Source organism: Paenibacillus sp. 37 (assembly GCF_008386395.1).
In the GTDB taxonomy this organism is placed as follows: Bacteria; Bacillota; Bacilli; order Paenibacillales; family Paenibacillaceae; genus Paenibacillus; species Paenibacillus amylolyticus_B.
Genome location: NZ_CP043761.1, coordinates 5,152,138 through 5,176,196 on the forward strand (window position 1 = coordinate 5,152,138; position 24,059 = coordinate 5,176,196).

The following is a 24,059-nucleotide window of genomic DNA, read 5'->3' on the forward strand; positions in this document are numbered from 1 at the left end:
TATGCTTATCCCTTTCACACAGGTTCTTCTTATTTTACAATAGTGCTTTGTTCTTCTCATAGAACCGGGCGTTGTGGGAAGAGACACCCGCCATATCAGACGCGTCAGGTTCAAGATACATCTTGGCACTGTTGACTGCGAGCACCGCATCGTTAAAAGCACCTGCGATCAGTCGAACTTTGCTTCCATAAGTGATGAAGTCACCTGCTCCGAATATGCCTGGAATGTTGGTACGCATGCGCTGATCAACGGACACGCCGTAATCTTCCCGCTCCAGTCCCCATTGCACAAGGTTACCGAAATCACGATCATACCCATGGCTTACGACAACTTCATCCACTTCAACATGTGTGATCTCACCAGTTTCTACATGGGCTAGCTCGACACGATCGATTTTGTCACCTGTACCGTGTAAGCGTGAGATGCTAAATGGCGTCATGACGCTCGCTTGAGCTTTCATCTGAGCAACTGGCGACTCGTGTCCGGTAAACTCATGACGTCTGTGTGCTACCGTAACTTCACTTGCGATCTTGCCCATTTCATTCGCCCAGTCGACTGCGGAATCGCCGCCACCCGAGATCAGAACACGCTTCCCTGCAAATCGAGATAGATCAGTTACGGTATAGTGCAGATTCGTCAGCTCATACCGATTGGCACCCTCGACATCCAGCTTCTGCACCTGAGTCATACCTCTGCCCGCACATAACAGGATGGTACGTGTGTAATGACGCTCGCCTGTTTTGGAAATGAGTACAAATACACCATCCTCACGTCGTTCCAGCTCGGCAATTTCCTGACCAAACACAATCGTTGGATCGAACGTTCTCGCTTGTCTCTCCAGCGATTCAATCAGCTTCTCGCAGCGAATCGGATCAATCCCGCCCACATCCCAGATCAACTTCTCGGGGTACGTACGCATGAATCCACCCAGTTCCTGCTTGGCTTCGATGATCTTGGTGCGCATGGCTCTCATACCACTATAAAATGAGGCATACATGCCAGCTGGCCCACCACCAATGATCGTAATATCGTAGATATCCAATTGTGTCTCCATCTTCATCTATGGCACCAACTTTTCAACAACATAGTCCATCAATTTTACAGAGCCAATCGGACCCACACCTGATACGAATTGACTTGTTTTCAATGGAAAGACATGATCATTCTTCACAGCCTCCAGATTCGACCACACCTGGCTTGCTTTCAGATCTTCCATAGATTTCTTCGTGTCATAACCTACGAGGGTTCTGTCTTCTAGGAAAATATAATCCGGATTCATCTCAGGCAAGAATTCCAGTGAGAACTGGCTAAACCAATCTGTAGAATCTTTAATAGCTTCAGGACTATTCAGACCCAGGATATCATAGAAGAAAACACTGCTGCTTCCACCTTTGGGACCCATGAAACGGTAACGATTGTGCTCAACCCGGAGAACCAATACGGTCTTGTCTCCAAGGGCTGCTGCAATTTTCTCTTTCGCTTGTGAGGCTTTCTCGTCGAATTCAGCCAGTATTTTGGCAGATTCTTCGGTTTTATCGAATATGGCAGCCAACTTCGGCATGGCACGTTTCATTTCACTGTTGGCATCCAGTGCAACTGTAGGAGCGATTTTGGATAACTCGTCATATACGCCCTGTTCCATACCTTCCCCCGCTGTAAGGATCATATCCGGTGACAGCGCCAGCAACTGCTCATAGTTATATTGGTATTGCTCCACTTCGATGACCTGAACGCCATGTTCTTTAAAATAAGCAGGACGGTATTCCGCTTCAACTTCGGGAGTTAACAAAACCATTTGGGGTGTAACCCCCATCTCAATCAGATACTCGGCATAGATCGAATCAAACACAATTAAATTTTGAGGATGGGCAGGAATCGTTACTTCCCCAAACTGATCCTTCACCACCTTAGTCCCACTTTCAGTCGCTGTTTCTTCCGCAGTACTCGCTGCTCCTTCAGTTGGAGTACCTGCTGTTCCAGCTGTAGCGTTCTCTTCAGTAGTTCCACCGGAACATGCCGCCAGCATCATACTGATCACCAACAGCATGATGCCCAACCCTTTAAATCTTCGTGACATGATATACTTCGCCCCTTATGTATATTGATAATGATAATTATTATCAAATAGTATCAAATAAGAAGTGTTGCTTCCATAGCATATCGTGCGTATTCCGTTGGATTATTGTGCTCTCTCATGAAGAGGTTCCGTAAGATGGCGAATGATCTGATTGAGAATCAGAGTGTGTCCCGTAATTCCGTATCCGTCTACCCACAGGTGAGTATCTACGTAAAATACCCGATTATTTTTTACAGCCTTCAGGTCATTCCATTGCGGACTCTCCCATAGTTTCCTCATATTTTCTTCAGCACTGAAGTGCTGCATGATCCGCTTCTCCACAAACAAATAATCGGGATTGGCTTGTGTGAGCAGGTCCAGCGAACAAGGATTAAACCAAGCTGCACCTGAATCAAGTGCTTGCGGCAGTGTTAATCCAAGCTGTTCATATAACAAGTGTGATACCCCGTGTGAATGCCCACCCAGATATCGATAACCAAATGCTTCTACCCTCAGCAGCATGACTGTCGATGCGGATTGAATGATGGGGTGCAACTGTCGCTTCGCTGCACTGACCTCGTGTTTCATCTGCAGATGCAGTCTATGGGCCTCTTCTTCTTTGAGAAACCAGCCTGCCAATTGATCGAGCATTGGTTCTACATCTTGATGAAGTCCGGTTAGAATCGGTGCAATTGTGCGCAGCCCCCTTTTGACCTCTTCCGTCAATACGTTTCCTATCAATATCTCCGGTTGAACTTGTCGAACAAGTTCTATCTCCACCTCATACTGTGTTACCTCCAGCATCTCTACTCCATACGATGTAAATTGTTCATGGTGATGTGGCGACAACAGGATCGGGGTGACCACTACGGCATGGGGGATGACACCCAGATGAATCATAATTTCTGCACAGATTGGAGAAAGTGATACGATCTTGCGCTGCGTCATCGTCTGCCTATATATCTTTGGTGATACGCCAGTCAGCTGTTTGAAGCGTCGGCTAAAATAATGAGCATCTTCAAAACCAGATTTTTTGGCAATATCCAGTGAGGTTGCAGCTGTTAATATCAATTCTTCCTGCGCACGGTAGATCCGGTAGTGTGCCAGATAATCCAGAGGTGGCTTACCATATCGCTCGCTAAATTTGCGGGAGTAATGCCATGGACTGATTCCGGCAATCTGAGCTAACTGTGTACGTGTAATGACCTGATCATAATGTTGCTGCATGTAGTCAATGGAGCGAAGTATAGCGTGTTCTGGCTTTAACTCGTCATCTGGCTGTTTCCGATAAAGATTACTTAACAACTCATATAACAAATGCTGATGGCCAACCCTTCCTGCACTCTGGTCCTGTGAATGCACTTCACTCCAATGCTGAATGATACTTGCCAAACCTCCACCGGACAGTTGAACTTTCTGATACGCCTCTCCTGACGGTAACTGCCATTCGAACTTCTCAGCTTCCCGTCTATCATGCAGCACCGAATATGTATCGAACTGAACATGCCAGCCTGCCAGATCCAGGTTGCCACCTTCAATGACCTCCATTACGGAGTTCTCTTCAAGCGCAATTAATTCTCCATAGGAGACGTGAACTCGGTGTCCATTTATATTCCAGATCGCTTTTCCATCAATAATAAATATCAAGGTGTGACTGGAAAAGTGATGCAGCTCGCCTTTCGTTATCCATGCGTTGCTTAGTGCATTCGTTGACTTCCATTGAGCAATCCATTCCATGTTGTCAGACATAGGTTATCCTTTCAAAGGGATTAGTAATCCAGATTTATAGTTTTCACTATATCAAAATACATGACAAATCCATAACCAACAAGCTATGACTTGAATAAAATGGTGGACAGCTACTGAGCATTTCATACTAGTATTATTCAGATACAAAAACAACAAAAGGCCCGTGCCATCAGGCACAGGCTCTTTATTACAACTTAAATGCTACTTCTCAATGCTACGTTTTACGTATTACTCAATGCTGGATTTTGGTGACCCCTGTCCCCGTTTCTGTCCTTTTCCTGCCATCCAATACGTCAGTCCACATGAGACACCGAAAGCAATGACTACACCGATGCAAGTGTGTAACAGATTCAGGCTGCCCTCTTCGCTGAAGAGCGGGAGGCTGACCAAGCTCGGATTCCCAACGATAGCGAATGCCTTGACAGATAACAACCCAAAATACAGTCCACCCGCAGCTCCACCCAGTAATGCCGCATAGAAGGAGGATCTCTTTCTCATGTTGACTGCATACAATGCAGGCTCTACCACTCCAAGGAGGGCTGTTCCCGTTGCCCAGAAAGCAACTCTTCCGGAAGCTGACTCTTTCGAACGCAAAGCGGTTGCGAGCGCGGCCCCCGCTTGTCCTACAATCGCCACTAATATAGCAGGAATCACCATGGAAGAACCATTCATGAGCATATCATTCATGATGATGGCAAGCATCCAGTAGTGTAACCCCATAATAATCATCAGGGAGAAGACTGCCCCCAGTAACATCACCGATATCACTGGAGCATTAGCTACTAGTGAATCCAATGCTTCCGGCAGATATTCATCAATCCAGGTTCCAACTGGACCAAGTATCATCAATACTAACGGAACAACAATCAGTAACGTCAGGAATGGAGCAAGCATGCCTTTGGCGAATTTTGGACTCCATCGTTCAACGAATCTTTCCAGGTAGGCCGCTGCACAGATCGTGAGAATGATCCAGATGGCCGTAGAGTACAAAGCAGGCTGAGACACCAGTGGCATACCCAGGAAATGAACCTCTTTTTCCCCTGACATCAGCATGGTCATCTCCGGATAAAACATGAGTCCGCCAATCGATGCAGCAACATAGATGTTGCTCTTCAGCCGATACGCTGTGCTGATTGCTACCAATACAGGCAGTACATAAAGTACACTGTCTCCAATGATCCTGAATATCGTAAAGGTCTGGCTATCCATCAAAGCAGAAGAATCCGCAGAACTGTACGTATCCATTAACGCAATAATAGCGACTATAATTTTAATAACTGCGGCTCCGAGAATTGCAGGCATCAAGGGCATGAATACATCGGATACAAAATGTAAGATCGAGAATCTGTTCTTCTTCGCATGTCCCGCTTCCTGCAACGCTGTCCCTGTCGAATCCCAGGCGTCCATACCCAGTAACGCATTGTAGATCAGGGAAGATTCATCTCTTATTCTCAGATGACACTGCTCACCTGTTACCTGAATATCTGCTACAACATATGTGGAGGCAAGAACCGACATGTTCAATTGTGTATTGTCCTTCAGTACCAGTGTCGTTGTCCCCTTATCATGTTCTACGAGCTTGATGTTCTCCTTGCCACCTGCGAGTTTCAACCAATCTTCAATCAGTGTGTTATGCATTATGTACAATCTCCTCATGTTACGGTAAACCCGTGTTTTGTGATGTGTTATGATCTAATCTGCCTCTATCTATATACACATTTCCATGAAAAAACTTCAATAGGATAAAAAAACTAATTTCCCTGACATTGCATGTTCATTTATACAAGGTATATGGACCTATGAAGGTCGAAAAAGAAAAAAAGCCTACTCTTATGTAGGCTCTTATCCATCTTTACTTATGAGTCATACTCTACATGTAAATATACATCCTCATCCTATGACAGTGCCAACATCGCGTTCATATCTTCTTCTGCTGTTGTAATTAACTTCAGCCCGAACATATCCACGAGTACATCCAAGACACCTTCCGATATGAACTCAGGCGGTTTTGGTCCAATGCGAATGTCCTGAATGCCGAGGCTGAATAGGCCAAGCAGGATCGCAACTGCTTTTTGCTCAAACCAGGACAGCACAATGCTGACAGGTAACTCATTTACAGTACAGCCAAAAGCATCCGCTAAAGCCATTGCGATTTTCACCGTAGAACCGGAATTGTTGCATTGACCCAGATCAATATAACGCGGTATACCCGTTTCTCCAACCGTACCATAATCCACATCGTTGAAGCGGAACTTACCACAGGATGTCGTAAGGATTACAGTATCATTCGGCAAGGATGTCGCGAGTTCACGATAGTAGTTGCCACCTTTGCCTGGCGCATCACAACCGGCAATAACGAAGAATCGACGGATATGACCGTCTTTCACCGCTTGAATAATCTCGGGCGCAAGCCCAATCACGGTCTCATGATGGTATCCTGTTGTTAAGACTTGCTCCGATTGTACATTAGCCGCAGGCAGTGACAATGCACGTTCAATCAGCGGTGAGAAGTCATCATCCATAATCTTGGCAACCCCCTCCAGACCCGCCACTTCGTATGAGAAAAAGCGGTCTGCATAGGTGCCTTTAATCGGCATAACACAGTTGGTTGTTGCAAGAATAGCACCCGGGAATTGTTCGAACAGTCTGCGCTGATCGTACCATGCTTTACCGATATTACCCTTGAGATGGGCATATTTCTTCAGCGCCGGATAACCGTGGGCAGGCAACATTTCCGAGTGGGTATAGATGTTGATTCCTTTCCCTTCGGTTTGACGTAACAACTCCTCCAATGCATACAGATTATGCCCTGTCACCACGATGCACTGTCCTTCAATCTGGTTCTGGCTAACCGTAATCGGTTGCGGTACACCAAAGCGGTCCGTGTGCGCACGATCCAGCACATCCATAATGCGGATGGCTGCATTACCTACCTTCATCGCCATCTCCAGATGTTCCTGTACATTAAAATTCGAGTTCGTTAATGTCATATATAATGCCTCATGTGTAATCCGATCCACCTCAGGATCATGATATCCCAACTGGCGTGCATGTGTCGCATAAGCAGCGATACCTTTTAACGCAAAAATCATCGTATCCTGCAAACTTGCAATTGTTTCGTTTTTGCCGCATACCCCTACCACGGTACACCCGCCACTCGGCGTCTGTTCGCACTGATAACAAAACATATGATTCCCCTCCAAACTTAGATTAAACGCAGTTCGTTATGTAATAGCGTAACAGACCCTGATATGAGCTAGTGTGATGGTGCACACAGTATTTAATCTAAATCTATATTGGTTTTCTAAACCATCATGCAAACTGGAAATAATAATATTCGAAAAAAGGCATATCTCGGATCATTATGAAAAATACTGTGTACAGCTAAAAATGTATAAATCCATAATCTTAAAAAAATACGAAAATGAAACGATTCTAGATTTTGCCCGTAAGGGTAATACACAGAGAAATCTAATATTCAAGGAGCTGGTCAATTGCAACATTATAGACACAGTGCGGAGGAAACCCTTCAGGATGTACAGAGTTCCTCCAAGGGACTCACGACCTCCGAAGCTGCCAAGAGACTTGAAACGGAAGGATATAACGAGTTAAAAGGGAAAGATGCAACACCAGTCTGGAAATTGTTCCTCGAAAATTTCAAAGATCCGATGGTCATCGTGCTGCTGATTGCAGCCGCGGTACAGGTTGTACTTGGACACCTGATTGAATCGTTGATCATATTCCTGGTTATTTTGCTCAACGCGGTAATCAGTGTTGTACAGACCAAAAAAGCCGAGAGTTCACTTGACGCGCTGAAACAGATGTCTGCACCCGAAGCAAAGGTCATTCGTGACGGGCAGAAAAAAACCATTCCGGCGAGGGAACTCGTTCCCGGTGATATTGTTATGCTGGATGCAGGTGATTATGTCCCCGCAGACGGGCGTATCCTGGAATCAGGAAGTCTGAAAATCAACGAAGGCATGTTGACCGGAGAATCCGAAGCTGCGGAAAAACACGCTGATGCCATCCCGGATGAAGCTCCAATCGGAGATCGTCGCAATATGGCCTTCAGTGGCTCACTGGTCGTATATGGACGAGGCATGCTTGTCATTACAGGTACGGCTCTCAAGACGGAAATTGGTAAAATTGCCGAACTGATCGAAAATGCCGAAGCCAAGAATACGCCGTTACAGCGTAAGTTGGAATCATTCAGCAAAAAATTGGGCTTTTTCATCCTGGGGTTGTCGATTCTCATCTTTGGCATAGAAGCCGGTCGTGTATGGTTGACCGAAGGTACGGAGAATATCGGGCCTTCCATCGTAAATGCACTGATGTTTGCCGTAGCTGTTGCGGTTGCTGCCATTCCTGAGGCGTTATCCTCCATTGTGACGATCGTATTGTCACTCGGAACGAATAAGATGGCCAAACAACATGCGATCATTCGCAGACTGCCTGCCGTGGAGGCGCTCGGTTCTGCCAGTATCATCTGTACGGATAAAACAGGAACACTAACTCAGAATAAGATGACTGTCGTTGATTATTACATTCCCCATGGTACCAAGGACGAATTCCCCGATGATCCCGATCAGTGGTCGGAAGAGGAACGACGTCTGTTACATATTGCAGTGCTCTGCAATGATTCGAATATTAACCAGGAAGGCAAGGAACTGGGTGATCCAACCGAAGTGGCTCTCATTGCCTTCAGCAACCGGGTGAACAAGGATTACAATGAAATCCGTGACCAGTTCCCGCGTGAAGCTGAGCTTCCTTTTGACTCGGATCGAAAACTCATGAGTACGGTGCATACCTTCGAGGGACAGACGGCTTTGCTGACCAAAGGTGGACCGGATGTGCTGTTCAGCCGCTGTAGTCATGTATTTATCAATGGTGAAGTTCAGCCCCTCACACCCGAGATTCGCACACAGTTTGAAGAGAAAAATGAGGCCTTCTCCAAACGTGCCTTCCGCGTACTGGCCTATGCGTACAAAAAATTTGATGACAAAAACCAGGTCACCATTGATGACGAGCATGATCTGACACTGGTTGGCCTGACAGCGATGATTGACCCACCGCGTGAAGCGGTATACGGGTCGATTGAAGAGTCCAAAAAAGCGGGCATTCGCACCATCATGATCACCGGAGATCACAAAACGACGGCTCAGGCGATCGGTGTGGATATCGGCCTTGCAGAACCGGATGATCTCGCCATTACCGGTGCCGAACTGGACAAAATGTCTGATGAAGAGCTGGATCAACAACTCGAACACATCTCGGTATACGCCAGAGTATCACCTGAGAATAAAATCCGGATCGTGCGTGCATGGCAACGCAAAGGCAAGGTTGCAGCGATGACCGGAGACGGAGTTAATGACGCACCAGCGCTAAAACAGGCTGACATCGGCGTAGCGATGGGTAGCGGAACGGATGTCGCCAAGGATGCGGCTGCCATGATTCTGACGGATGATAACTTTGTCTCCATTGTAAATGCGGTCAGTGTTGGGCGGATGGTATTTGATAACATCAAAAAAGCCATCGCTTACCTGTTCGCCGGTAACCTCGGCGCCATTATCGCCATTTTGTTTGCCTTGATTGTCGGCTGGGTTAATCCGTTTACGGCCCTTCAGCTGCTGTTCATCAATCTGGTGAACGACTCCCTGCCTGCCATTGCTTTGGGTACAGAGAAACCAGAGCCAGATGTCATGCGGCGTAAACCACGTGATATTAACGAGGGTATCTTCGCAGGTGGAACCCTGCAGGCTGTGATTACACGTGGTGTCCTGATTGGTGCAGCTGTTATTGTGTCTCAATATATTGGACTTGGTATTTCGGAGGAAATCAGTGTGGCTATGGCCTTCACAACCCTGATTCTGGCACGCAGTCTGCAAACATTTGCAGCACGTTCCAACACACAGACGATCTTCCAGGTGGGTTTTATGACCAATAAATTCGTGCTTGGCTCCATCCTGGTATGTCTCTGTCTCTATGCAATTACACTGATTCCAGGTGTTCGCGGCGTCTTCGCCATCCCGGATACATTCGGCTGGAATGAGTTCCTGATTGCAGGCGGACTTGCTCTTGCTGCAGTCATACTGATGGATGTCATCAAGTGGATTCGCAATCGCGGCAAACAAGTTACTGCGGCATAAGATCTGCAGATATCGTACGTATGCACAAACAGGCGCCCGTTATCGGAGCGCCTGTTTGTTTATCGTATTTTTTTACAAAGTCAAAGAATACACTTCTCATCCATAACGATGTTTATGTTTTCTAAGCCATCCTCGAAATTGCTAAGCATTAAGTTGATATCTATATACCAACCAACAGATGGACAGGATCAGGATACATATTCCCCAGGATACCGTGGGGAAGGTCGCCGACCAATTGAACTTTTCTTTCCCTTTTGAACCATTTGTTAATCCGGATGCTATTAACGCCACTCCAATAATTAAACCGATCTGGGCAAACAACAACAAAATTCCTTCTACCATGTAGATAACTCCCTCACATACTCCGCTATCAATTTGAGCATCATTAGCGTTTAATAAGTCCGTTTTCTGTACTGTATCTAATTACCCTGTTTTATGCCAAAAGCGATCCATCTTCCATCGATATCCTCGATCACAAACTCCTTGTTATTATAGTCTGTATGATTCAAGACACGTACGATTTTCACATCTGCGTTGATCAATTCCTGTTGAAGCTCTTCCTGGTTCTGGGTAATAAAATATGCGTCATATCCATAACCATATAATTCTCTGTTGGGAATGACCTTCTGTCCATTGCTTTGGGTCAAAATAATCTCGGTAAGATCACGATAAAGACATACATGAGGTTCCTCGGCATCAAGATATTCGACGACTCGAAAGCCCATCTTTTCTTCATAAAACTGCGCGGTACGCTTCATATCCAGCGTCGGAAATACGCTGTGGGACATTAATAATGCATGAGTCATGGGTATAATCTCCTTCATTTTCAACATGCTAATAACTTACATATCTAATTACCTCACCGTGATCCATCCGCTTATGTATGTTCAATGATCATTTTAGTTAAATTCAGGAAATCCGTCTATTGTTTATTATTAATATCTCTCTATGCTCATCACATCCGAACGAATCAGTATGACATTATTGCCATATGATGAAATGGAGTGTAAAATGGTATATTGCTTTTATACAAAATTTCCTTTGAGGTTTTATCCGAATTCATATTCATACCCAAGACAGGAATGGTACCGTGAAAGATAAAATTGTCATGCCACTCTGGACATGCTGTCTGTTCATCGTTGTGATGAATACCACCATGTTCAATGTTTCTTTGCCAGTCATTATTCAAGATCTACAGATTACCTCGGACCTGGGGTCTTGGGTCATCTCAAGTTATTCGATTGGTTACGCCCTGTCGACGGTGATCTACAGTCGATTGTCAGACCGTATCCCGGTACGCAAACTGTTAACGGTCGGGCTTCTGATCCTGGGGTTATCTTCGTTGCTCGGATTATTCGCGCATAACTTCGCGATCTTGTTGCTAACACGCATACTACAATCTGCGGGTGCAGGAGTTATGGCCGGGCTGGGTCTCGTCATTGCAAGTCGTTACATCCCGGTGGAACGACGCGGAGCTGCCATCGCACTGATCTCATCAGGTAGCGCCATGGCTTTTGGACTTGGCCCCATTGTCGGCGGACTCATTAGCGAGTACTGGGGCTGGAACGGACTTTTTGCCATAACCGTGCTTGTCCTGCTCGCCCTGCCTGTATTGCTCTATTTTCTCCCCCGTGAATCGGTCAAAACAGATCAGCCGTTCGATGTTATTGGGGCCATACTAACCGTCATTAACGCCACTACACTTCTGGTAGCGATCACCCAGCAGTCCTGGTTGTGGTTTGCCATTGGCATTATTTCACTTGTTGCACATCTCCTGTATATTCGGAAAGCGAGTCTTCCGTTTGTGAATCCACAAGTATTCCGAACGCCAGGATACACCCGGTTGATCCTTATCGGATTCTGCGTGCTGGTGGTGAATCTGGGCAATCTGTTTTTGATGCCACTTGTGCTTGCTGATCTATATGGGCGCTCTTCACTCGCCATTGGCTTGCTGATTGCTCCTGGAGCTATTGTTGCAGCATTCTGCACCCGTTTCGTTGGACGCTGGATCGACCGTTATGGCAATATGCGATTTATGATCATCGGACACACCCTGCTCGCAGCGGTACTTGCTTTATTCATGCTCGAACTGGATCAATCCGCCCTGATCATTACCAGTGGTTATCTCTTTTTCTCACCGGCACTCTCAGCCTCCATGGCTTCACTGAATAATGAAGCGTCACGAGTGCTGCCCAAAGCCCAGATAGGTTCCGGTATGGGCATGTTACAATTGATTCAGTTCTTCGGTGGTTCGGTGTCTGTAGCTGTGTGTGGGCTGCTGCTACACAGCATTCCGGGAGTCTCGGTCGAGGAAGCTTATCATGTGGTGTATGCTTGTCTGTTGTTCGTCTGTGTTGTTTCACTCGGTCTGACCGTCTGGCATAGCAGAGCTTCACGCTCAGGCATTAAATCGGTTACATTGGACAATTGATAATTGATGTTTAAAGTTCAGAACAAAAAGGCTTGCGCCAAGCGCGAGCCTTTTTTAGTTTGGAACAGAAATGCCGTTTTTTTTAAAAGTGGATCACTCAATGAACTTTCCGGTTACTTTCCTGATTTCATCCTACAGCAGCATGCCAACTATTTACCGTCCAGTGCGAACTTCCAGGCCTCCATTATGCTAATTGGGGCTTTACTGCTGCTCTCGCCGCCACCTTCCTGCGTCCAAAGTGGTGGGTAATACGCGAATACTTGACCTGTCTGTAGCTGAGACATATTCTCTTGCCAGCCTTTCCAGCGAAAGGTCTGATAGAACTGCCCCAGATCCCCATTCGCCAGCCAGTTGATGAAACCTGAATATGCCAGTTCTGTCGATTCCCATTCGAGTGTATCCGGTGCAAAATAATATATGTGTCCCGTGCGTCCATACTTGCCTGTATCAAGTCCGAAGAAACCGCCTGCCGCATCATATGCAACGACCATCATACCCTCCAGCACATCTACCCAAGGTTGCTCACTCACCCCATTCCAACTGGTGAGACTCCCAGATGTACTGTCACCACCCGCACCAAGTAGCGTGATCCAGCCATGGTCCAGTACAATACCTTCTGTCTCATAAGCAACAGCCCCCAAATAGGATTTGGTGCTTATTTGCAGACGATAGAGGGTATCCTCACCAGCCTCTTGTTTTGCTGGAACATACACATATGTATTTTGCCCACTATCCAGGAGTTCCTTGAGTTCTTCCCACGCGTGATTCTCCCGATCTACTAATTCAGCTACAGTTAATGTATTCATGAGTAGTCTCCTCGCTGATTTTATAAGAGCATATCATGGGTTATTAACCCGTTCAAATCTGCTATAATCTAGGGCGTGTCTAAAAACTCCGAAGGAAGCAGATTTTGCCGAATTTTCGTTCCAAGCAAGGAAGTTTTCCGCAGGCGTGCCGGGGCACGTCAAGGGAAAGTGACGCAGCAGGGGGCGAAAAGGCGGAAAAAGATGCACTTCAGCGAGTTTTGAGACACGACCTAGCTTCAAAGCTAAATTCAAGGGGGAAACGATTTGATTCGCGTAGTTATACTTATGATTCCGATTCTGATGGTGCTTGTATCCGGTTGTCAGAATCATACATCTGCCATGAAGGAACCCGTTTCTGTTCATAAGTCTGATCCCCAGGTCATCCATTACATATCACCCCAAGGAAACGACTCGAATAAAGGCACCATTCAATCTCCTTGGAAAACGTTGCAGCACGCAGCAGACCATGCTTCGCCAGGAAGCATCATATATTTGCGTGAAGGTGTCTATCATCAGAAAGTCAAAATCACCCGGAGCGGTAATTCTTCCGCTAATCCAACGCTATTTTCAAGTTATCCTCAGGAGCAGGTTATCATTGATGGTAAAGGTTTATCTGTTCGGGGCATTGAAGGGTTAATTGAAATTGAAAATGCCAGTTATATCACGATTCAGAATCTCGAAATTCGTAATTTTACAACCACACTTGGGGGCCAGGTTCCAACCGGGATCTATGTCCACGGAGCAGGTGAGCATATTCAGCTGTTAGGCAACACCATACACGCGATCTCTAGTTACGCACCTCCTGAAGGTCCCGATTTGCGGGGCAGGGATGCCCACGGTATTGCCATATATGGCACAGAGCACCCGCAAGCATTACGCGATATCATCATCAAGGATAATGAATTGTATGATCTTACACTTGGTTCCAGCGAATCACTTGCAGTCAACGGTAATGTCGATACCTTTGCCATACAGGACAATATTATCCATGATTCCGACAATATTGGTATTGATCTGATCGGGTACGAGGGTACGTCCGAGGACGACACGTACGATCAGGCTCGGAACGGCATTGTACGAGGCAACGAAGTATACGATATTACGTCCAATAACAATCCCTCCTACGGTACAGACCTGCCCAATGATACCAACTCGGCGGGCGGCATCTATGTAGATGGCGGGAAAGATCATATCATCGACCAGAACCGGGTATATCGGAGCGATATCGGAATTGAGATTGCCTCGGAACATGCCGGACGTTCGACCAGCAACATTACCGTGCGTGATAACCTGATTTATTCCAACAGATTGACGGGTATTGCCATGGGAGGTTATGACGAGGAACGAGGAGCTACCGAGGATAGCAAGATTATGTACAATACACTTATGGGGAATGATACCCTGAATGCAGGCAATGGACAGTTATTCATGCAGTCACGGACAAAGAACAATACGTTCATGCGTAACATTCTCGTATCGGGCAGCTCGGAAGTACTAATATACAACGAATATACTAGCAATACCGGCAATGTGTTTGACCATAATGTCTATTATTCACCAGGAGAGCAGGAAGACGCCCTGTGGGTTTGGAAAAATAAAGGCTACTCCGGCATCGCCGCCTACATCAAGGGATCTGGCAATGATGCACACTCCATATATGTGAACCCGGCATTTATGGATGAACCGAGCGAAGATTTTCGTCCTCAGGCGAATTCTCCGGCTAAGGCGTATGGTTACCTTGCTCCGCGATAAATCAACCCTGAGTCTGCCATCTCAACTTAGTCAATCTGTTTCACGCAAATAAAAGGAGCCTGTGCATGTGGGATCACTTCCCCCATGTGCACAGGCTCCTTTTCGTTTCTTTTGATGCAATCCAATCCTTAACTTCTTACCATCTGAGCTGCATGTGTCACCCGGTTTCGTCCTCCGGTTTTGGAGGCATACAGGGCGTTGTCCGCTCTTTGGAACAAGGACTTTTCTGTATCTTCCTCTACTATAGTGGCCGCACCGATACTCACCGTAATGTTATATTCACCCCAGTCCGCTGAAGCAACCTGTGAACGATATCGTTCTGCGATACCGATCGCCTGCTCCTCTTCACAACCTGGAAGAATGATAACAAATTCCTCCCCGCCGTAACGTGCAACCACATCCGTACTTCGCGACAACGATTGCAGCAGCCCTGCCAGATTGCCTAGCACCAGATCCCCGATCGGATGTCCGTACGTATCATTAATGCTTTTGAAATGATCAATGTCCACAACGAGAAGGGAGAAATAACGTTGTTTCTCCTGAAACATCATTAAACTTTCAAACATTTTTTCCTGGAAAAACCTGCGGTTCTTCAATCCTGTCAACAAGTCGGTGGAGGCCAGTGTCTCCAACTGATCATTCACTTTAATTAACGCCTGCTCTTTAATTTTATATTCCTCATGCAGTCGTTCAAGTTCTTTGTTCGCTTCTTGCGTCGCTTGATACAGCTCCTGTAGTTTGGTTTTGGTATGCAAAATATCCTTCTCATGTTCGATTCGCTTACGCATGACTACAACGACACAATCTACCACGCTCTCCCCGTTACGAGTCTGACGAACACCGTTAAGCAGAACGGGAACAGCCTGCTGATCACGGGTACGAAACGTGAAATACATCTCGTCCACATGTCCATATAACTGGATGTAAGGATAGAAATACGTATGGAAAAATACCTTATTGCTCACCGACATGGTGGATTCAATATGTTGCCCTATGAGCTCATCGCGTTCATATCCAAGCATCGTAAGCAAAGTTTGATTAACCGACTGTACGACGCCCGAATCAGAGATAGAGAAGTATCCACAGGGAGCCAGATCTAATTGTATATCCATGGAATAACTGCCTTTCTTCCGCGTTTTATGCGCTCGTTAAATAATCCTTAATCATTCGGATGGTTTCTTCCGGTTGACTTAGATGCGGATAATGTCCCTTGGCCGTCATCTGTTGCAACCTGCTATTCTTCAGATGAGCGTGTAAATAATCCCCTACTTCTACCGGGGCAATGCTGTCATCCGAGCACTGAAGAATCAATGTTGGCACAGTTGCCTGCTCCAGATCAATACGACAGTCAGATAAAAACGTCACTTCGGCAAATTGTCTTGCAATATGCGGATCTCTGGAGCAGAAGCTTTTCTCCAATTCTTCCGTCAGCTCTTTCCGTTCTGGATTGTTCATCACAATGGGTGCCAAATAACTCGCCCACCCAATAAAATTCATCTGCATCATCTCAAGTAATTCATCGATATCATTCCGATCAAAACCTCCATAATAATTCGGCAGATCATTCACGTAACGTGGGGAGGGCCCTAACATTATAATTTTTTTGAAATATTTGGGGTTCTGAATGGATGCCAGCATACCAATCATACTGCTGACGGAATGCCCGACAAATATGGTGTCCTTTAGCTCAAGCGCTTCCATAATTTCCAGCACATCCTGAGCGTATCCTTGAAGGTTGCTATATTTGACAGCATCATAATAGTTAATTTGAGATTCGCCAGATCCAACATAATCAAACAACACCACACGGTAGTTCTCCATAAAACCTGGAATAATGTAACGCCACATATCCTGATCACATCCAAAACCATGAGCAAATACAATCGTTTGGCTACCCGAGCCAAGTACCTTAACATTATTTCTTACAAGTATATTAACCGTCATTGCATATCACCTCTCCGAGGTAGTATTCACTTGAATCATTTTATCTGGTTATTATACCGGAAAATGTTGGGATATGAATTAAAAATTATTAATACTTCTCTCACCCACCAAAAAATAATGAACCCCTGCTCTGAATGTGCGCTTTACAATCTGACTACCGTCAGGTAAAATCAGTTTAACATGTCGCGCGACAGAGATCAACATTACGGAGGAAAACCATGAGTACTTCAACATTCAGTCCTACACCTCAGCAACTCTGGGGAAGATCATTTATTTTCATCATGTTAGCCAACGCATTATTGTTTATGGCATTTGAAATGTTGCTTCCCACCTTGCCTTTGTTTGTCTCAAGTCTTGGTGGCGAAGCCTCCCAAATTGGGCTTGTTACCGGCGTATTTATGTTCTCTGCCATCTTGATTCGACCCTTCACTTCTGTTTTGGCATCTCGAATAGATAAAAAATATCTGTTAATTATCGGCATCACTATCTGTGCATTAATGACAGGTGCATACTACCTATCGTCAGGTATTTGGATGATTCTTATATTTCGAGTGATCCACGGATTCGGATTTGGTTTGGCAACGACATATTTTGCAACGATTGCCACTGAAAACATACCAAGAGATCGCCGGGGAGAAGGTATGGGGTATTTCGGCGTAGGGGAGACGGTCGCCATATCCATCGGTCCTTTGATTGGAACAAGCCTGTTGTTTAGGTACGACTACCAGAGCCTGTTTATGGGAGGTATGTGCATTTTGCTGTTAGCTCTCCTGATGACAGTGTTTGTCTCCAGAAAGCCGAAAACAGGAGGTAGTAGCGAGTCCATGCAAACTCATGTACCTTCGGTGAAACTGATTGAAAAGAAGGTACTCTTCCCTTCCCTCCTCATTATGCTTGTTGGTATTGCAGCGGGTTCAATCATGTCCTTTGTGGCTTTATTTGCTGCCGAAAGAGGATTCGAGAATATAGCCTGGTTTTTCTTCATCGTTGCCATCGCCAGCTTCGCCGTTCGACTGTTCTCGGGGAAAATGTTTGATCGATGGGGACCAGGTTCCGTGTTGTTACCTTCTGCCGTGTTTGCAATCGCGGGACTACTGGTTCTGATTATCGCCCAGAGTAATGTGCAATTCCTGATCGCCGGCGCGTTATACGGCTTTGGTTTTGGTGCCATATTCCCGGCGATTCAGACCTGGTGTGTGAATCTTGTAGATGAACATGAGCACGAAAGTGCGATGGCTTCCTTCTTTAACTTCTTTGACCTCGGAATTGGCGGTGGTTCGTTGATCCTGGGCGTGGTGGCTTCTGCATTTTCCTATACGGTGGTGTATGCTATCTCTATAGGTATTTTTGTGGTATATATCTTGTTATATTTGGTATACTCCCAAAAACAGCAGAGGTATACCTCTCGCCAACTGGAGGTAGACATTGAGTAAAAAACGAATCAAGGAAATTGCCATTCAACATTTTAATCGTCTGGGTTACGAGGGGACCAAGATGGCGCAGATTGCCGAAGAGGCAGGCATTCGCAAGCAATCCCTGGCTTATCACTATTCATCCAAAAAAGCATTATTGCTGGAGTTATATGAGGAAGTTGTGCAAGAGGAACAACAGTTTGTACGCCAATTTTTCAGCGACTCTGTTACCCAAACCCATGCTCTGGATCAGCAGCTATATGCCTTTTTGCATGAACACAAAAATCGTTTTCTGACTCATCCAAACGTCGCTTTTATGTATATCCTGTCCTTTATCACACCACTGGAGGTGCATGATTTTGTACTGGCCCAGTATCGAACGTACCTCGGGACACTGAAGAAAGAGCTGGCAGCCGTATTTACCAGACATCCTGATATACGCCTGAGTCCGGAAGAAGCCACCGTAGCTTTTGTCACCGTGATGGATGGATTGGATGTACAGCTCGTGTATGAGACACGGCAATCCTATGAACAAGCTTTGGCAATCACCTGGAATGTCTTCTGGTCAGGCATCCAGCGTTAACGGATCAATTACGATCAGACTACACAAGTAGGAGGAATCAGACAGAATGCAACAACTGGATGCGGCCCTAAGCCGTTTTGTGGAACAGCAGGATTTATATAATAAAGCTTATGGACTTTTCAAAAATCATGATCTGCACCCCCGCGAACAACATCACCAGCCGGAAGTGGATACACGAATACCTCTTTCTCCAGAACTTCAGTATCTGTACAGTCATTATGAAATGATGGATGCGGATGCGGAAGGTACACTCAAAATGAAAAATGCCGCCGTCGAAATCGGTGATGCAGCGCTGATCTCCTTTGTCGCACCTGAACATCTGCTTCGTCAGCAACTGGGGTTCCGCTGGATTGGCATGAATGAACCTTATGAGGAGTCCTCCACTTGGCCAAAAAATTACGTCGTCATCGCAAACTTTAACGATGATCCGTTAATTGTAGATGTGGAAGCACCAAACTCTCCCGTATATGCCGCTTTTACAGGTGGAGAACCAAACCGTGTTGCTGATTCGCTGTCAGACTTTTTCAGTGCACTAGCCATCCTGATTGAAGCGGCGCGCACCTATGCCGGAGAAGTAAAAGATGAAGAAACCTATGAAACCAAGCCCGAGTATCTGGAGCAAGTGGAACCTTTATTGCAAGATCTGTTGGGAGAAGAGTATACTGCTCATCTTTTCGAATATCTGTCCTTTTGTTAAAACGGTGAATTGAAGGAATTGGAGGGGTGCCCATATGATCTATGTGGCTTTGCTACGAGGCATTAATGTAGGCGGGAACAATAAAATCAATATGAAGCAGCTGAAAGAAACGTTTGAACAAGCAGGCATGCTGGATGTTGTTACCTACATCAACTCTGGCAATATTATTTTTGCCGATCATCAGGAACGTGCCAATGCGAATGTGGAGATATCCCATGTGTTAGAACAGGCCATCGCCGCCGATTTTGGCTTACAGATCAGGGTAATGGTGCGGAATATGGATGAAATCCATAGCGTTATTCAGGCGCTGCCAGAAGAATGGGTTAATGATGACACCGCCAAAAGTGATGTGATGTTCCTTTGGGATGAGATCAATGAGCCCTCTGTGCTGGACCAACTGCCCATCAAACCGGAAATCGGCACACTGATCTATGTTCCCGGAGCGATTTTATACTCAGTCAGCAGAGAAGATGCATCCAAAAGTGGCATGAACAAGCTTGTGGGTTCCAAAGTCTATGCTTATATGACGGTTAGAAATGTGAATACCACACGTAAGATATATGCCCTGATGCAAGCAGCAGCAGAGAAATAATACAGACAGGTGGAGATGATGCCACGCAGCTTGTGGCAATTGGAGGTAGTCTAATGAACAGAGCATGGACATTAAATGTCAGCGTCCGATCCGTAGAGCGGGAACCTTTCTGGTATGCACCCCAGACTCCCTGGCAGATACAGGGACAAGGTTTTCGAGTGAAATTCCATACCAATAGGGCAATCGACTTGCTTGCTCAAGATCGACTGCTTGTTACCGTTGGTGAGGAAGGTACCGCGAACTGGGCTGCTTTTATCGGAACAATCGTGGAATGCGAACCAGACTCTCTCCTGCTCTATACAAGTCCTCAGTACGAGGCACAGTTAATGGATATTCGGAGGTTGGAACGCGAATTTTCTCCTTTGGCTTCCATTCTCGGAGCGCAGCATGTAATCGAAACTCTGGGCTATTTCCCTCCCTTCCATTATGACGAAATTACGGATGTGCAGCTGGAAACAGTCCAAAATATACAATCCCTCTCTCTTGTGCTAACGCATAATGCTGATCAGGAATGGGAACAGCAGGTGCACTTCCATTTTGAACATATTCAGCAAGAGATGTTCTCCCCTATGGAGGCATCTAACGTTTGTTTACAGCTAAGTTTCACTTATGCAGCCGATCAGATTCGTGTTAACTTGGATGCCGTATCCGGCTTCTCCGCTACATTCCTATGCAGCACAATTCATATTCAATTCCATTAACCCGGTTATGTAAAAAATCCCTTCATGGGACAACATGAAGGGATAGCTCAACTTCTTCAGCTACATATGTTGCATCTGGTTTAGTCAATCTGAATGCGTCTGCGAGATTGATCATCACCAGGACGTTTCGGAATCTCGAGCTTCAGCACACCATCTTCCAATCTGGCCTTAATGTGCTCCTCATCAATATGATCTACATAGAAACGCCGGATAAATTCGCCGGATCGGCGTTCCTGCCGAATGATCCGATTGGAGTCATCCTTCTGCTCCACTATATCATTGCGTTTGGCACGAATAATCAATTCATTACCTTGAACCTGAATGTCTATATCCTCTTTGGCAATGCCCGGAAGCTCGGCTTCTACCGAATATTTGTCTTCTTCCTCACGAATGTCGGTCCGGAATGGCTGGGAGCCAGTTCCAAAAGGGGAGAGGAATGAGTTCTCAACCATGTCATTGAAGGATTTCAACATGTGTCCGAACGGGTCTTCATTTCGTTTACGAAACGGAATCAGATCAAACATGAAAATCAGCTCCTTTTATGTGGTTGGTTTATTGGTGTTGCTTACATTGATTATTATAATACCCGTGCAATTAAGGCTCAAAGTCCGTAAAAGACGAAAAAAACCGATTTTCTTTCATCATGATTCACTATTTTAAAATAGATCCTTTTTTCTTTTATTTTGACCTTATTTGATCTTCTGACTTTGTCTGACTATAACGAATGAATAGGATCCGTTACAGTATTGGATTGATGCTTCCGCATTCCCAGCATCATGATTGCCAGCAAGACAACCAGAACAGCTACGAGCATAAATGGAACATGTTTGTCCACCTGATAAAGTGTCGTTGTAAGTAAAGGCGTAATGACGGCGGATATCCCCTGTATCGCTGCTACCAATCCCGCTGCACCTCCCTGCTGTTCTTTGCTAACTGCCAGCGAAGCACCTGCCATAAACCCGGGCATCATCAGACCTGAACCCATGCCAAACAGGAAAAACGAGAAATAATACATGGATAACACATTGAAGACCAAAAAAAGGATCATGCTTGCGATCAGAAAAAGGGATCCAAGCAAAATCATTGGGCGTGGCTGCCATTTCAACCATTTCATCTGAATGACCTGCATGATCAACATCGCTGCTCCAGATAACATGAGTCCAAACGAAACCATTCGGGCAGTCGCCGCTGAGGATAGAGCCAGTTGATCCTGAAAATAAAATCCCCCGACAACCTGTAGTGTCATGATCCCCATCATCGTGACTAAGCCGGCAGCAAGGTACATTCGTAATCCACGTTGGAACGGGTTTACTTTAGGCGGTTTTGCCTGAATGACCGGTTTGGCTGACGGGATTAACAGCAAGGCAATAATAAACGCAGCGATCGCTATAAAAATGCCAAAATAAAGCGGCCAGAGCAGACCGATAAGTGTAAAAGCTCCTGCAATCGCTGGTCCAAATACAAGGCCAAGTCCATTCGCAGCACTGATAATCGCCATCCCGCTTCCCCGCTCTTCACCTTCTGTCACATCACCCATATAGGCTTGGGCAGAAGACAGCACCGCCGGAATGAACATGCCGATCAGACTGCGCGTCACAATCAGAAGGGTTAACAATACGCCCCCTCCGATCCATGCATTTAATCCCCCGTACAATGCCAGTGCAAATAATGCACAGCTCACAGACATACCTATAAATCCAATCAATATGACTGGTTTTCTTCCTCTTATATCACTCCATCTGCCCCACACCGGAGCCATAACAGCCATCATAATGGAACCAAGTGAGATAATAAGACCGGAATGGCTTTCTTTCATGCCCAACTCGCGAATAAGCGGCGGCATAATGGGTGCAATCAGCATCAGACCCAACATGGCTGCAAATACGCTAAAAAAAATACTTCCTCTGATTCGGTTCATGCTCATACACTCCTCTATATTTCAGTACAGTATCCACTGTACCTGGAGTATACAAGGCGGAAAGAATCCCCACTGCCTCCATACGGAACAATTCACGCCAAGACGGATTTATTAATAAATCTTTTTCATCTCTGAGGGCTTCACGCCGAATTTGCGATAAAATTGCTGCGAAAAGGCACTGACATTGCTGTAACCGACCGCAATCGCGGCCTCGGTGACGTTGTTATTCTGATTGCGCAGCAGCTTCATGGCGTTGTCGAGACGAACCTGACGCAAATATTCGAAGACCGTGCTTCCGAAAAGTGCCTTGAATCCTTTTTTTAATTTAAAATCGTTAAGACCTACTTGTCTGGACAATGCTAGCAAAGATGGAGGATCTACCATACAGGCCTCCATAATCTCCCGTGCCGTATGTAACTTCCGGATGTCCTCTCTGGAGAATCCCGCGGGGATTGGCGCCAGATCAAACAGTTGGATCATAAATCGATTCAAGATCTCCAAGGCTGTCGCTTCCATCATTAAGGATGATCGATAACTGTTGTTTAATTCCACAATCAAACTGTCGATCATCGTTCGTATCCGGTTATCCAATTGAAATACAATCGGCCTGAACACTTTTCGTCCCAACACCTGATTAAACGCAATCGACTTGAAACCACCCAGTTGTGCCGCAGCATAATTGAACAGAGAAACCGGAATCCCCAGCGAAAAGGACGTATACAGCTCCCTTGCCGGAGGATGAAACCACGCTTCGAAATCATGCATAAAAATAAGGGCCCCTTGCCCAAGCGATAATGAATAATCCTGACCGGATATATCCACATGTCGCTCTCCTGACAAGGCAAATTGCAATTCCACAATGGGTGTCTCGGACGCAAAATACGTAGGATAAGGCTGAAGATATTCAACCTGGGAATATAAAATCTCAATGCCACTGTATGTTGTCACTCTTTTGACCTTACCGCTACCCGCCTTGGGAGAGAGCAGATACGTGTGTTCATCTTGCTGACTGTAAGGTTCCTGGGTCAGGTAATGCTGATATACTACGCCTAATGCATCATCCGTACGCATGGGTATTCACCTCGCCTATACCTTGATCAGACTCATCAGTAAAGAAAGTCCGAATTAATTGATAATGATTCTCAATTAATTCTAGCGTATTTTCTCCCGTTCGACCAGTCCTATATATATGAAGGTCACGTATAACCTTTTACACAAATCGCAGACTTCTCTTACCTCTCCTTAACATTAGCTCCCTATACTAGAACAATT

At 45.7% G+C, this 24,059-nt stretch carries 21 protein-coding genes; 8 read left to right on the top strand and 13 right to left on the bottom strand.

The genetic code is table 11. The features are described 5' to 3' along the window. Positions 1-34 precede the first annotated feature (34 nt). The 5 genes from F0220_RS22105 to hcp form a co-directional block, all read right to left on the bottom strand. A complete protein-coding gene (locus F0220_RS22105; protein ID WP_105600027.1) occupies positions 35-1,054 on the bottom strand; it encodes an NAD(P)/FAD-dependent oxidoreductase in 1,020 nt (339 codons plus the stop codon). A gap of 6 nt (positions 1,055-1,060) precedes the next feature. Next, positions 1,061-2,077: an ABC transporter substrate-binding protein gene (locus F0220_RS22110; protein WP_105599850.1), complete on the bottom strand. Its 1,017-nt coding sequence runs from the start codon at positions 2,075-2,077 to the stop codon at positions 1,061-1,063. Between the two features lie 102 nt (positions 2,078-2,179). Continuing rightward, entirely contained in the window at positions 2,180-3,805 is a 1,626-nt protein-coding gene (locus F0220_RS22115) for a helix-turn-helix domain-containing protein (RefSeq protein ID WP_105599851.1), read from the bottom strand. Between the two features lie 228 nt (positions 3,806-4,033). After that, complete coding sequence (locus F0220_RS22120) at positions 4,034-5,443, bottom strand: PTS transporter subunit EIIC (protein WP_181155484.1); 1,410 nt, start codon at positions 5,441-5,443, stop codon at positions 4,034-4,036. Between the two features lie 257 nt (positions 5,444-5,700). After that, positions 5,701-6,993, bottom strand: coding sequence for a hydroxylamine reductase (gene hcp / locus F0220_RS22125; RefSeq protein ID WP_105599855.1), 1,293 nt, complete (start codon positions 6,991-6,993; stop codon positions 5,701-5,703). Positions 6,994-7,299: 306 nt separating this feature from the next. On the opposite strand from hcp, the gene F0220_RS22130 reads away from it, so the two are divergent. Next, entirely contained in the window at positions 7,300-9,951 is a 2,652-nt protein-coding gene (locus F0220_RS22130) for a cation-translocating P-type ATPase (RefSeq protein ID WP_105599856.1), read from the top strand. 141 nt (positions 9,952-10,092) lie between these two features. Here F0220_RS22130 and F0220_RS22135 read toward each other — a convergent pair whose 3' ends face one another. Together F0220_RS22135 and F0220_RS22140 are read right to left on the bottom strand one after the other, a co-directional pair. Then, a complete protein-coding gene (locus tag F0220_RS22135; RefSeq protein ID WP_105599858.1) occupies positions 10,093-10,293 on the bottom strand; it encodes a hypothetical protein in 201 nt (66 codons plus the stop codon). A 77-nt stretch (positions 10,294-10,370) separates the two neighbouring features. After that, positions 10,371-10,757, bottom strand: a complete 387-nt coding sequence (locus tag F0220_RS22140; protein ID WP_181155485.1) for a VOC family protein — start codon at positions 10,755-10,757, stop codon at positions 10,371-10,373. Positions 10,758-11,041: 284 nt separating this feature from the next. Between F0220_RS22140 and F0220_RS22145 the strand changes: the two genes are divergently transcribed. Beyond that, positions 11,042-12,382 carry an MFS transporter gene (locus F0220_RS22145; protein WP_105599860.1) on the top strand — a complete coding sequence of 447 codons (1,341 nt, stop codon included), beginning with the start codon at positions 11,042-11,044 and terminating at the stop codon, positions 12,380-12,382. A 149-nt stretch (positions 12,383-12,531) separates the two neighbouring features. Here the strand turns inward: F0220_RS22145 and F0220_RS22150 are convergent, their stop codons facing one another. Next, complete coding sequence (locus F0220_RS22150) at positions 12,532-13,188, bottom strand: DUF2625 family protein (RefSeq protein WP_105599862.1); 657 nt, start codon at positions 13,186-13,188, stop codon at positions 12,532-12,534. Positions 13,189-13,452: 264 nt separating this feature from the next. Here F0220_RS22150 and F0220_RS22155 point away from each other — a divergent pair, with 264 nt between their 5' ends. Further along, positions 13,453-14,940, top strand: a complete 1,488-nt coding sequence (locus F0220_RS22155; RefSeq protein ID WP_105599863.1) for a right-handed parallel beta-helix repeat-containing protein — start codon at positions 13,453-13,455, stop codon at positions 14,938-14,940. 128 nt (positions 14,941-15,068) lie between these two features. Here F0220_RS22155 and F0220_RS22160 read toward each other — a convergent pair whose 3' ends face one another. Together F0220_RS22160 and F0220_RS22165 are read right to left on the bottom strand one after the other, a co-directional pair. Continuing rightward, positions 15,069-16,052 carry a sensor domain-containing diguanylate cyclase gene (locus F0220_RS22160; RefSeq protein WP_105599865.1) on the bottom strand — a complete coding sequence of 328 codons (984 nt, stop codon included), beginning with the start codon at positions 16,050-16,052 and terminating at the stop codon, positions 15,069-15,071. 25 nt (positions 16,053-16,077) lie between these two features. Then, positions 16,078-16,884, bottom strand: a complete 807-nt coding sequence (locus F0220_RS22165; protein ID WP_105599867.1) for an alpha/beta fold hydrolase — start codon at positions 16,882-16,884, stop codon at positions 16,078-16,080. Between the two features lie 218 nt (positions 16,885-17,102). Between F0220_RS22165 and F0220_RS22170 the strand changes: the two genes are divergently transcribed. The 5 genes from F0220_RS22170 to F0220_RS22190 are packed head-to-tail and all read left to right on the top strand — an operon-like array spanning position 17,103 to position 20,869. Then, entirely contained in the window at positions 17,103-18,317 is a 1,215-nt protein-coding gene (locus F0220_RS22170) for an MFS transporter (protein ID WP_105599869.1), read from the top strand. Beyond that, complete coding sequence (locus F0220_RS22175; protein ID WP_091013628.1) at positions 18,310-18,879, top strand: TetR/AcrR family transcriptional regulator; 570 nt, start codon at positions 18,310-18,312, stop codon at positions 18,877-18,879. Before F0220_RS22170 ends, F0220_RS22175 begins: the two co-directional genes overlap by 8 nt. A gap of 46 nt (positions 18,880-18,925) precedes the next feature. Next, a complete protein-coding gene (locus F0220_RS22180; protein WP_105599870.1) occupies positions 18,926-19,576 on the top strand; it encodes a hypothetical protein in 651 nt (216 codons plus the stop codon). 34 nt (positions 19,577-19,610) lie between these two features. Next, positions 19,611-20,168 (top strand): DUF1697 domain-containing protein, encoded by a 558-nt coding sequence (locus F0220_RS22185; protein WP_105599872.1) that lies wholly within the window; start codon positions 19,611-19,613, stop codon positions 20,166-20,168. 53 nt (positions 20,169-20,221) lie between these two features. Next, the gene (locus tag F0220_RS22190; protein ID WP_105599878.1) at positions 20,222-20,869 is read left to right on the top strand and encodes an Imm50 family immunity protein; all 648 of its coding nucleotides are present in this window, start codon (positions 20,222-20,224) and stop codon (positions 20,867-20,869) included. Between the two features lie 80 nt (positions 20,870-20,949). On the opposite strand, the gene F0220_RS22195 is transcribed toward F0220_RS22190, so the two are convergent. The 3 genes from F0220_RS22195 to F0220_RS22205 all read right to left on the bottom strand — a co-directional run bounded on the left by F0220_RS22195 (position 20,950) and on the right by F0220_RS22205 (position 23,858). Next, positions 20,950-21,393 (bottom strand): Hsp20/alpha crystallin family protein, encoded by a 444-nt coding sequence (locus F0220_RS22195; protein ID WP_105599880.1) that lies wholly within the window; start codon positions 21,391-21,393, stop codon positions 20,950-20,952. A gap of 191 nt (positions 21,394-21,584) precedes the next feature. Then, positions 21,585-22,787, bottom strand: coding sequence for an MFS transporter (locus tag F0220_RS22200; RefSeq protein ID WP_105599882.1), 1,203 nt, complete (start codon positions 22,785-22,787; stop codon positions 21,585-21,587). Positions 22,788-22,898: 111 nt separating this feature from the next. Beyond that, positions 22,899-23,858 carry a helix-turn-helix transcriptional regulator gene (locus tag F0220_RS22205; RefSeq protein ID WP_105599883.1) on the bottom strand — a complete coding sequence of 320 codons (960 nt, stop codon included), beginning with the start codon at positions 23,856-23,858 and terminating at the stop codon, positions 22,899-22,901. Positions 23,859-24,059: the final 201 nt, after the last annotated feature.